A 10646-nucleotide genomic window follows, 5' to 3' on the forward strand; every position below is an offset into this window, starting at 1 on the left:
CGTGCCCAATAGGCCCATCAGCGGTGTTACCGTCACGGCGAGCACGAGCGGACGGACGTTGTAATTCAGCTTCCAGCTTTCGCGCGAGATCGAGTCCGCCACGGCCCGCTCCACTTCGTCCGTCGGCCGGCCGGTTTTGAGCAACATCGCCCGCACGACATTCGCCGCCGAAGACGGACACTGCTGGCAGAGGCGATAGGCCTTCCGCGGATCGAAGCCACCGGGGGACGCGGCCAGCGCGCTCAAGCCTTTGACAAGCTTGCGCGGAACCACTTTCTTGCGCCGCAGGCCGATCGCCCGCTCGATCGAGAATGCGACAACGACCAGCGACATGAACGTGATCGGGTACATCAAGATGCCGCCCTTTTGGAACATCTCCCACGGATCGATCGTCGGCATCGAGGGCACGTCGGCCGCTTTCTTCTCGGGCTTGGGCGCCGAACTCGGAGCGGCGCTGAATGCTTTGTCAAACGCTTTGTCCGCCGCGCTCGGGTCAGAGCCTTTGTCGGCGGCCGTCTTTTCGGCGGGCGGTTTGGCGTCAGCTTGAACATCGGCCTTTGGCGGGCTATCGGCCGCGAAGCTGGCTCGCCCAAGGTCAAGCGCGGCCCAAACGAGCGCGCAAAGTGACGCGGCGACGAAGAGCCGAGGCGCAATCCTCGGCCGATTGAGCGGGTTCATAGGGACTCTCCAAGAAAGTTCAGCCCGCGGCTGAAATCAGGGGTAGGACGCTCTGTTCCGATAAACTGTCGCGCGGTCAACGGCGTGCGATCAACTCATCCGCCGAGCTGTTTCAATCGCTCCTTGGCCGACGCTGCTTTGTCATTGTCAGGATACTTGGTCAGCAATTCGTTGTACAATTTCTTGGCTTGTTCGGCATTCTTGAGGACCTCGAAGCAGCGGGCCGCCTCGTAAGTGGCGTTGGCCTGCCACGTTTTATACGGGGCTGGGGCCTGCGTGTCGCCGTAGCCGTAGATCACCTTGAAATAGTTGCGGATCGCTTCCTTGTGATTCGCTTGTGCGAACAAAACCTCGCCCATCATGAATCGCGCGCGTGTGCCGACGACGGCGTCAGTCTTGTCGGCCACCGCTTCGTAGAGCTTGAGCGCGTCGCTCAACTGATCGAGGTTCTGTTTCGCCCAACCCTCTTCATACATCGCCTCGACGACGTGCGGCGAATCGGGGAACTCTTTCTGGAGCCGCGTGAGCAGCTTGACGCTCTCCTCCCAGCGCTTCAGTTGCGCGGCGGACTGTCCGGCGTGCAGAAGGGCCAGCGCGGTGAAATCGGCCGACGAGGGTTTCGTTCCCAATGCCTTCTCGAGCGCGGCCAGCGCGGGCACGTATTGCTCCTGTTTGAACAGCGACTCGCCGATCATGAATGCCGCGTCGGCCGCAAGCGCGCCGCTCGGATAGTTTGCCAATTGAGAGTCAAAGGCTTGCTTTGCTTTGGAATAATCCTGCTCTTGGAAATAGGCCCAGCCGAGCTTGTGGCTGGCCTTTTCTGCCTGCTCTCCGTTGCCGGCCTTGGTGGCGGCCGCGTAATAGGCCGAGGCGGCCGCCTTGTAGTCCTTCTTCTGATGATACTGGTATTCGCCGACGTTGAACCAACTTTCGGGCGCCAGCGCGCTATCGCCATGTTCGCGGGCCAGCTTGCCGAACGCTTCCGCCGCGCCCTCCTCTTGTCCTGCCGATTTGCGGCTCCAGGCCAATTCGTAAAGCGCCTTGTCGATCCCCGAATAACTCGGATCGGCATCCAACAGAGACTGGAACGACTTGGCCGCGTCGGGGAATCGCTGCGCGCCCTCCTGAGCAAGCCCCAGCACATAGAGCGCGTCGCTCCGCTCGGCCGATTTGGGATCGGCCGTCAAGAATGCTTCCGCGTCTTCGATCGCACCGGCATATTCCTTGAGTTGCTGGCGAGCGGCGGCGCGGCCATAGCGAGCCCGCGTCGCCGCCGGCTGCCCGCCGTATTTCTCGACGGCTGTGGAAAAGGTTTTCGCGGCAGCCGCGAAGTCGGACTTGTTGATCTGCGACCAACCCAAGCCCACGAGCGCGCTAGGCACAAGTGGGCTTGAACCGGCGTGGTCGATCACCCACTGATAATCGCTCGCCGCGCCGGAATAATCTCCCGACTCGAATTTCCACTCTCCCGATCGGAAATGGGCTCGATCGGCCAACTTGCTATTGCCGAACTCGGCGATCACGCGTTCGATCGTTCCCTTCGCGGCGGCGCGATCATTCGCGCCGCGCTGGGCGATTGCCAGTGCCAGCAGGGTTTCATCGGTCTCGGGGCCTTTCGGCTGCGCGGCGAGCGACGCCTTCAGCGCCTGCACCGCTTCGCCGAAGTGCTTGAGTTCCAATTCGCTACTCCCCACGAGGAACTGCGCTTCAGCTTGCCGATCCGCGGTCTTCAACTTCGTCAACTGCGGCTTGAGATAGGAGATCACATCGGCATACTTCTTCTGCATATAGCGAGCCAGTGCTCGGCGCACCAGCCAATTCTCGGCATAGACGTGGCTGGGAAACTCCTCCAACAGCGCCTGATAGCGCCGCTCGGCGTCCGCGTGATTGCCCGCGAGCAGTTGAGCTTCCGCGATGTCGTAAAGTGCATCGGCCTTGTCCATCATCAGATCGGCGCGCCGCGGACTTTTTGCGGCGAGCGGGAGTGCCTTCTCGACCGCGGCCAAAGCCTCCGTCGGTTGCTTTTCCTTCAACCAGCTTCGGGCGATCCAATGGGATGCCTCGGCCGCCTGATCTCCGCCGCCAGAGAGCACTTTGCCGAACCAGTTGCGGGCCTCCGGCTGATTTCCGGCAAGGTAGTAGCAGTTCCCCGCCGCGAGCGTCGCCGCGCCGATGTAAGTCGATCTGGGAAACTTCGTCGGCAGCGAGGCATAGCAGGCCGCCGCGTCGGCGTATTTCTTTTCGCCGGCGAGCGCTGCCCCGAGCCGGAGCGTCGCATAGTCGGCGAGCGGAGAATCCTGCTGCTTCAGCGCGGCGGAGAACAGGTTTTCGGCGTCGGCAAACCGGCCGGTCTCCAAGAGCGTGTCCCCCTTGCGCATTTTCACTTCGCCGACCAACTCGCTTTGCGGGAAGTCCTTGAGCAACGTATCGAACGTCGCGCCGGCTTCGGTCTGCTGGCCGAGTTCCTGCTCGGCGATGCCGAGGTTGTAAAGCCCACGAGCCCGCGCCGCGCTGCCGGCATGTTTGGCGGCCAATTCGCTCCAGGCTTTGATCGCCTCGGCCTTCTTGCCGGAGGCGTAGAGCGATTCGCCGCGGTACAGCAGCGCCTCGGGCAATTGCGGCGAGTTCGGAAACTTCGCGATCAATTGGCCGAATGCCTCGGCCGCCTTGGGATGCAGTTCGGCGCGGCCGGCCTGCGCGAGGTTGTAGTCGGCCAGCCCGAGATTGAAGTATGCCTTGTCGATCTGCTCGAACTTCGGATACTTAGCCACCACTTTTTCAAAGGCCTCGCGGGCTTTGTCGTACTGCTTGTCCTTTTGGCTCAAGTAGCAAACGCCAGCATAGAATTGGGCCTGCGCGGCCAGCGGATCATCGGGAAACTTTTGCAGGAATTTCTCCCACTCGTCGACCGCCAAATCATACGCGCCCCCTTTGTGCATCGCCACCGCGCCGTCGAACTGCCGTCTCGCCGCATCGGACGACTGCGGGCCGGCAGTGCTATCGGCGGCGATCGCGAATGCCGCACTGGAAAGAAGAATCGAAGCGGACAGAAGCCAACGAATCGCCGATGTGATCTTCATCGCTCTACCATTTCTCTGATTCCGCGACCGACCCTCTGACGCCGCCAGAACCGACGCTCGCCCTCGATCCGCGCCCGGCGGACGGCGCCCCGTCATTCTATCGCTCCGGCAAGCCGGATGTAAGGATTTGACCATACGCGGCCGGCCAGTGATGCTTATGATGCTGCCATTCGCGAGCCAGGCGGCGCGTAGCCGTGGCCGACGCTGCCAGAGGCGACGAGGATGCTGGCAGTATCCGCCACAATCGCAGCGACGCCGCCGACACAACGCGTCCGTGTTCGACTATGCTCCAACCCGCTCTTTGGCACTGGATCGCGTTCGTCGGATTCATCCTGGCGATGCTGGCGTTCGATCTGCTGGTGCTCAGCCGCGGGGCGCACGAGCCGACTTTTCGCCAGAGCGTCGGTTGGGCCGCGTTCTGGACCGGGCTGGCGATCAGCTTTAACGGGCTGATCTGGTACGCCGCGGGCGTCGAGGCGGCTGCGCGGTTTCTCGCCGGATATCTCGTCGAATGGTCGCTGTCGCTCGACAACGTGTTCGTGTTCATCGTGATCTTCGCTTACTTTCAAGTGCCGCGCGGGCATCAGCATCGCGTGCTGTTCTGGGGAATTTTGGGGGCGATCGTGATGCGGCTCCTTTTCGTCGTGGCGGGAATGGAGTTGATTGCCGCGGCCGATTGGGTGCTGCCGCTGTTTGGAGTGTTGATCGTTTATCTGGGCGTGAAGCTGGCGGCTCAGGGAGAGCCGCAGGTCGAGCCGGAAAGGAACCTGGTGCTGCGGGCCGCGCGGCGAGTATTTCGGGTCGCCCAAGGGGACCACGGCGGGCGGTTCTTTGTTCGTGATGAGGCCGGCCGCCGCCGAGCGACTGCACTGTTCTTGGTGCTGTTGGTGATCGAGAGCGCCGACGTGGTCTTCGCCTTCGACAGCGTGCCGGCCATCTTCGGCGTCGCCCGCGATCCGTTTCTTGTCTTCAGTTCGAATGTGCTAGCGATCCTCGGCCTGCGGGCCCTTTACTTCCTGCTCTCGGGCGTGATCAACCGTTTCCGCCACATCAACTACGGCATCAGCGCCGTATTAGTGTTCGTCGGGATCACGATGATCGCCGACTACGCCGCCAAACGCTTCGGATGGATTGTCCCCGATCGCGAGCTGATTCCGTACTGGGCCTCGCTCGCCGCAATCGCCGGCATTTTGGTGGTTTCCATTGCAGCCTCGCTCTGGCCACGGCCGACAAATCATCAATCTCCACCGATCGACCCGGCGCGGTAGACTACGTTGCAGTTCAGGCTTTAGCCTGCTGGCGGCAGCCTAAAGGCTGAACTCCAACAATCCGACCCCCGACTTCTGACCTCCGACTTTCCGACCTCCGACCACCATGCTTTCTCTCGTCACCGGCGGCGCTGGCTTTATCGGCAGTCATTTGACCGAGGCGCTCGTCGCGCGCGGCGATCGGGTCACGGTGATCGACGATGAATCGACGGGCGATCCGGCAAATCTCGCGTCTTTCGCCGGTCATCCGCGGTTCCGGTACGTCAAGGGAACCGTGGCCGACGAGGAGTTGATGCGGCAGTTGCTCGACGGCGTTCAGGAGGTTTATCACCTGGCGGCGGCGGTCGGCGTGGGGCTGATCGCCAGCAACCCCATCCAAACGATCGAAACCAACATCTACCCCACGCAGCGGCTGCTGGCCGAGCTGCGCCGCCTGCACGCCGCAGGAAAGCCGGTCAAGATGTTTCTCGCCAGCAGCAGCGAGGTCTACGGCAAAAACCCGCTACCGCGCTGGACCGAGGAGGATGATCTGGTCTTCGGCCCGACGACCCGCCCGCGCTGGTCATACGGCGTGTCGAAGGCGATCGATGAATTTCTCGCCTTGGCCTGTTGGCGGCAGGAGCGACTGCCGGTCGTGGTCGGGCGGCTGTTCAACGTGGTCGGGCCACGGCAGACGGGGCGCTACGGCATGGTGTTGCCGCGATTGGTTTTCGCAGCGCTGGCCGGGCGGCGGCCGATCGTACACGACGACGGCGCGCAAGAGCGCTGCTTCGCGCACGTGAACGACGTAGTCCGCGCGATCCTCGCTCTCATGCAATCCCCCGCGGCCAGCGGCGGCGTGTTCAACATCGGCAGCGATCAGCCTGTGAGCATCCGCGAGCTGGCGCGGCGCGTGATCGCCGCCGTAAATCCGGCGCTGGAAATCGAGTTTCAAAGCTACGCCGCCGCCTACTCGGAAGATTTCGAAGATATCCGCCGCCGCGTGCCCGACCTCTCACGCCTGCGCCGGACAATCGACTTTCAACTTCAATACGACCTCGAACGAATCATCGCGGAAGTAATCGCCTGGCAACGGCAGGTTGGCACAAATGATCGCAAATCCTAGTGGAACCTCCAAGTTGCTTTGACACGTTGGGTGCCATGCCCACGGCTCGGCGTGGGCATGAGCGGCTACGAGGCATGGCCACTCAGGGCAGTGGCCATGGCACCCGCCAATTCAGCATTGAAGCTCCACTAGGACGGCATCCTCCGGCGCCATCCGCCCGGCTCGTGCGGCCACGCGGCCGTATCTTGCCGATAGAATCCGCGGAGAATGTCGTATAGATCGGGATGCTCGTCCTGGAGTTGCCAGCCGCATTCGAAAAAGCACTCGGTCGCCACGGCGAAGAATTCGGCCTCGTTCTCGGCGCCGTAATAATCCAAGAGGCTCGGCTCGCCCGCTTTGGCCGCCTTCACGAGCCGGTGGTATTCCTGTTCGAATACTCGGTCCCACGTGCGATATTGTTCGCGGCTTTCCAGGGGCGGCGTGCCGTCCACGTCCCCATCGATGCCATCGAGGTGGTGAGCGAACTCGTGGAACACGACGTTATTGCCGTCGTGCGGGTCCTTCACGCCCGCGAGCACGGCTTTCCAAGAGAGTACGATCGGGCTGCGGTGCCACGCTTCGCCCATAAGCGCAGGGCTCTCAAAAATGCCTCCCCGCCAGCTCAATCGTGGCTCCGGCCTGCGAAAAACTCCCGGATAGATCAGCACCGATTTGATTCGGTCGTAGTGGTAGGTGGGATGAATCTCGAGCACGAGCAGACAGGCCAGCGCGGCGATCGTCACCCGCATCTCGTCGGTCACTTCCAGCCCCCCGCAGCCGACCCACTCCTTCTCGGCGACGAAGATTCGCAGATTATCTTTGAGCCGCCCCAACTGATCGGTCGCGAGATACGACGCATACGGCACGTTGGTCCGCAGATACACGGCCCATTCAGCCGGATACGACTCCGCCAGCAACTTCTCGCGACGGCGATTCTTGAGCCAATGGAACATCGCGAGAAGTTCCCCAAAAACCGATGGGAAGTACAAAAAGGAATCGCGATGCGCAAAAAACTGGCTTCACCACGTCGCGGGCTTCGAGATCAATCCACCGCTGCCATCCGGAATCGACGCCGGGAATTGTGCCCTAGCCAAGAGATTCTGGGGAAGCATCCTGTCTGTATCGGCTGCTGATCGCAACTCGACTGCAGCACCCCGAGGCGCACTTCGCGCCGGGACGTAGACGATAACCCGTTTCGCCGGGAAGAGCGACTTCAGCATATTGACGGCTGGCACCAAGTCAGAATCGCCGCTCACGATCACAAAGTTGTCACACGCGTCTTTGTAGCCGTCATTCAGCAACTGAATCGCTACGTTCACATCGGTGCGCTTCTCTTCCTTGCTCGAGAATCGCCGATCGCCAGCGTGAGTGCATGTCGGATGTCGGCAGAGAATCTGCTTCGCCTTGGATTTGCCTAGAATGACTTGGACCGCCGGTAGAGTTTCGAGAGCCAAGAGATATGCATCCTGGTTAGGCCGAGTCGGTCCATCAATGAGCGCGCTAAAGTATTTGATCGCCTGAAGATCATCGTCGGGGCGCAGCATCTCAAAATATCGTTGAAGATTTAGCCACTTGTGTGGACCACCCCGGATTGCACCGTAGTACAAATTGAAGCCGTCGATACAGACGATCGAACGCGGTTTGTGCTTGGCCAATTTCAACTTTCCAGTCAGCGCAAAAAAATGGCCGGTCGTATAGGCCGGCCTAACCAGTCCGAAGACCGGGGAGTCGTATACCAAAGTTTATCGGAAAACGCGACCTAAGTCCAATAGAAAATCACTCCTCCAAATCCACCATCCCAACGTCGATGTACTGCCCGCCGCTGTATTGATGGCAATGAACGGCGATCACGTTCTTGCCGGGGTGGAGCGCCTGCCGGGCTTCGTCGCGAATGGAGAAAGGTTCGTAGCGCGTCGTGTAGCCCTTTGTTTTTATTGCAGGCACACCGTTAAGGTAAACCTCGGCATCGTCGTCGTGGTGCATGAGCAAACTCGGATCGAAGAGTCTGCCGGCCGGGAGATCGACGGTCCGGCGCAACCAGATGTCTGCCGTCTTCCACTCGGTGCGCACGACGGCGCCGGGCGTACCGCTGGTGCCGAAGCCCGCCGGGCCGCTCTTCCAGGCCGAATCGTCGAAGTCTGCCTTCATCCACGAGTCGCTCGGTTTGTCGCTGGTGTAGCGCCAATCATGAGATTCGCGCTCGGAAGTGGCGGCGATCACACGGAGCTTCGGCGGCGGCGTGAATAGCTTGCGGTGGGCGGCCGCGATGCGATCGATATCCGGCTTGACGATCTGGCGATCGTAGGTCATCAGGCCGTTCACCTCGGTTTCCACGTCGGTCGTCTGCGTGTAAACCGCCGCCGACATGCCGGGGTCGCCGATCTGCGGGTGCAGATGGCGCATCAGCGATAAATACGCCTCGGTGAGCGCCGCGCGATCGGTGAAGCTGCGATAGCCCCAGTTGCTCTTGCTCTGCCAGGTGTGCCCTTCGAGCGGCAAACCCAAGCCGCCGAACTCGCCCAGCACCGCCGCTCGATGCTCCTCCGGCTCGGTCGCGCCAGGGCCGGGATAGACGTGAATGTCGTGCACGTCGCCGACATTGCGGTCGGTCCAGCCGCTCGCGCAATTCACTAGCCGTGACGGGTCGTATTTCTTCGTCCAGTCGGTGATTCGGGCCGTGTCGAATTGCCCCCAGCCTTCGTTGAACACGACCCACATCACGATCGACGGATGATTCCGCCGCCCGTCGATCATCCGCTTCAATTCCAATTCATACTGCTCGGCCGATTCCTTGGTGCGCACCAAATCCTTGGAGTTCGGGCCGATCGAGCGATCGCCCGACGGCATGTCTTGCCATACCAAGAGACCGAGCTTGTCGGCCCAGTAATACCAGCGATCCGGCTCGACCTTCACATGCTTGCGGGCCATGTTGAAGCCGAGCTTGCGCGTCATCTCGATGTCGGAGCGCAGGGCCTCGTCGGTCGGCGCCGTGTAAATCCCATCCGGCCAGAAGCCCTGATCGAGCGGCCCGACCATGAATTGCGGCTCGTCGTTCAGGAAGATTCGCGTGATGCCCTTGTCGTCCTTGGCGATCGAAATCTTGCGCATGCCGAAGTAGCTCTCGACCGTGTCAACGTCGGCGCCGGCCAACATCGATCGAACCTTCAGGCGATAGAGATGCGGCGAATCGGGCGACCACAGTTTGGGGTCGCCGATCGGCAAATCGATCACGCCGGATGTTCCCGTCGCTTCGCTCACTTGCTTATCGCCATCGAACGCCGTTACCGTAATGGCTGCCGGAGCCGCGCCGCGAATCTTCACCGTCACGTGCGCCAGCTTTCTATCAATATCGGGAACGATCTGAATCGATTCAATCGACGTCGCGGCCACCGGCTCGAGCCAGACCGTCTGCCAAATCCCGGTCGTCGGCGTGTAAAAGATTCCGCCCGGCTTGCGGACTTGTTTGCCGCGCGGCTGCGTGCCGGCGTCGATCGGGTTCCAGGCCGAGACGACGATCTCTTGCTCCCCCTCGGGCTTGAGCGCCGACGTGATGTCGAACGAGAACCCGTCGTAACCTCCGCGATGATCGCCGAGCTTCTGGCCGTTCACCCACACGGCGGCTTCCCAGTTGACCGCCCCGAAATGCAGCAGGACGTTCTTACCGGCCCACTCTTTCCGGACCGCAAACGTGCGGCGATACCACAGCCGATTCGGCTCATCGACGCGCTTCATCGCTCCCGACAGCGCCGATTCGACTGGAAACGGCACAAGAATCTGTCCATCGAACTTATCCGGGCGCTCTTCCGTCTTCGGCCGGATCGCATATTCCCACAGTCCGTTGAGATTCTGCCAATCGCGCCGCACCATCTGCGGCCGGGGATATTCGGGCAGCGTGTTCTCGGGCGAAACATCCTTTGCCCACCGCGTTTGCAACGGGCCCTGCGCCGGCCGCCAATCGGCGGCGGAGAGCCGGCTGGCCAGCGGAAGTACGAAGCTTGAAAGCGTAATGAGGCATCGTGAGACGGTTTTCATGCGCATAGGAATTCTCTCGGAACAAATCGAGGCGCGGGTGGGAATGCTGGCGGTCGAACGGTTGCCGCAAGTGCCGCCAGCGCGATTTGAAAAGTTTCGGCCGCGTCGCAGACTCCGTTATGCGCTACGCCGAAAGCGTTTTCAAGCGTCGCTCGAGGGCGCGGGCCGCGCGCACCCGGCAGAGTTGGCAGGGCATGTAGACCATTCCCCCGCAGCCGCGGCAGCGGGCCGGCGGGCCCGACGGACGAAGCGGATCGTCGTCGGCGTATTTCGGGCGAAGTCCAAGCGGCCGAACGCCACGCGCGATCGCCCCGACGGTGCCGCGGCTGACGCCAGTGAGCAGGGCGATGCTGCGCTGCGACAATCGCCCCTCGGCCAGCAACTGGCAAACCCATTCGACCAGCGATTCGGCGAGCATGGCGGCATCTCCTCGGTGGCAATGAGAGTGCCTAACAAATCCGGCGGGGACTGTCCCCCTTTTGCGCGGGCACCATCGCCGCGATG

At 61.8% G+C, this 10646-nt stretch carries 8 protein-coding genes; 2 read left to right on the plus strand and 6 right to left on the minus strand.

Going from position 1 to position 10646, the window contains the following annotated elements; translation table 11 throughout:
• Positions 1-678: hypothetical protein (locus VGY55_24040; GenBank protein ID HEV2973059.1), on the minus strand; the 678-nt coding region annotated here is incomplete at its 3' end.
• 95 nt (positions 679-773) lie between these two features.
• Positions 774-3758, minus strand: a complete 2985-nt coding sequence (locus VGY55_24045; GenBank protein ID HEV2973060.1) for a tetratricopeptide repeat protein — start codon at positions 3756-3758, stop codon at positions 774-776.
• A 284-nt stretch (positions 3759-4042) separates the two neighbouring features.
• Here VGY55_24045 and VGY55_24050 point away from each other — a divergent pair, with 284 nt between their 5' ends.
• Positions 4043-5026, plus strand: coding sequence for a TerC family protein (locus tag VGY55_24050; protein ID HEV2973061.1), 984 nt, complete (start codon positions 4043-4045; stop codon positions 5024-5026).
• A gap of 106 nt (positions 5027-5132) precedes the next feature.
• Entirely contained in the window at positions 5133-6131 is a 999-nt protein-coding gene (locus VGY55_24055) for a GDP-mannose 4,6-dehydratase (GenBank protein ID HEV2973062.1), read from the plus strand.
• A 128-nt stretch (positions 6132-6259) separates the two neighbouring features.
• Here the strand turns inward: VGY55_24055 and VGY55_24060 are convergent, their stop codons facing one another.
• The 4 genes from VGY55_24060 to VGY55_24075 all read right to left on the minus strand — a co-directional run bounded on the left by VGY55_24060 (position 6260) and on the right by VGY55_24075 (position 10560).
• Positions 6260-7063: a M90 family metallopeptidase gene (locus VGY55_24060; GenBank protein ID HEV2973063.1), complete on the minus strand. Its 804-nt coding sequence runs from the start codon at positions 7061-7063 to the stop codon at positions 6260-6262.
• Between the two features lie 66 nt (positions 7064-7129).
• Positions 7130-7849, minus strand: a complete 720-nt coding sequence (locus VGY55_24065) for an NYN domain-containing protein (GenBank protein ID HEV2973064.1) — start codon at positions 7847-7849, stop codon at positions 7130-7132.
• A 37-nt stretch (positions 7850-7886) separates the two neighbouring features.
• The gene (locus tag VGY55_24070) at positions 7887-10148 is read right to left on the minus strand and encodes a glycoside hydrolase family 2 TIM barrel-domain containing protein (protein HEV2973065.1); all 2262 of its coding nucleotides are present in this window, start codon (positions 10146-10148) and stop codon (positions 7887-7889) included.
• A gap of 118 nt (positions 10149-10266) precedes the next feature.
• Positions 10267-10560, minus strand: a complete 294-nt coding sequence (locus VGY55_24075; GenBank protein HEV2973066.1) for a hypothetical protein — start codon at positions 10558-10560, stop codon at positions 10267-10269.
• Between the last annotated feature and the right edge of the window lie 86 nt (positions 10561-10646).

The sequence above is a fragment of the Pirellulales bacterium genome, from assembly GCA_035939775.1.
Classification (GTDB): Bacteria; Planctomycetota; Planctomycetia; order Pirellulales; family DATAWG01; genus DASZFO01.

Bases quoted from the DNA above. Each gene is read 5' to 3' on its own strand.
- VGY55_24075 (HEV2973066.1), bottom strand. From the start codon at position 10,560: ATGCTCGCCGAATCGCTGGTCGAATGGGTTTGCCAGTTGCTGGCCGAG.
- VGY55_24055 (HEV2973062.1), top strand. From the start codon at position 5,133: ATGCTTTCTCTCGTCACCGGCGGCGCTGGCTTTATCGGCAGTCATTTG.
- VGY55_24045 (HEV2973060.1), bottom strand. From the start codon at position 3,758: ATGAAGATCACATCGGCGATTCGTTGGCTTCTGTCCGCTTCGATTCTT.
- VGY55_24070 (HEV2973065.1), bottom strand. From the start codon at position 10,148: ATGCGCATGAAAACCGTCTCACGATGCCTCATTACGCTTTCAAGCTTC.
- VGY55_24060 (HEV2973063.1), bottom strand. From the start codon at position 7,063: ATGTTCCATTGGCTCAAGAATCGCCGTCGCGAGAAGTTGCTGGCGGAG.
- VGY55_24050 (HEV2973061.1), top strand. From the start codon at position 4,043: ATGCTCCAACCCGCTCTTTGGCACTGGATCGCGTTCGTCGGATTCATC.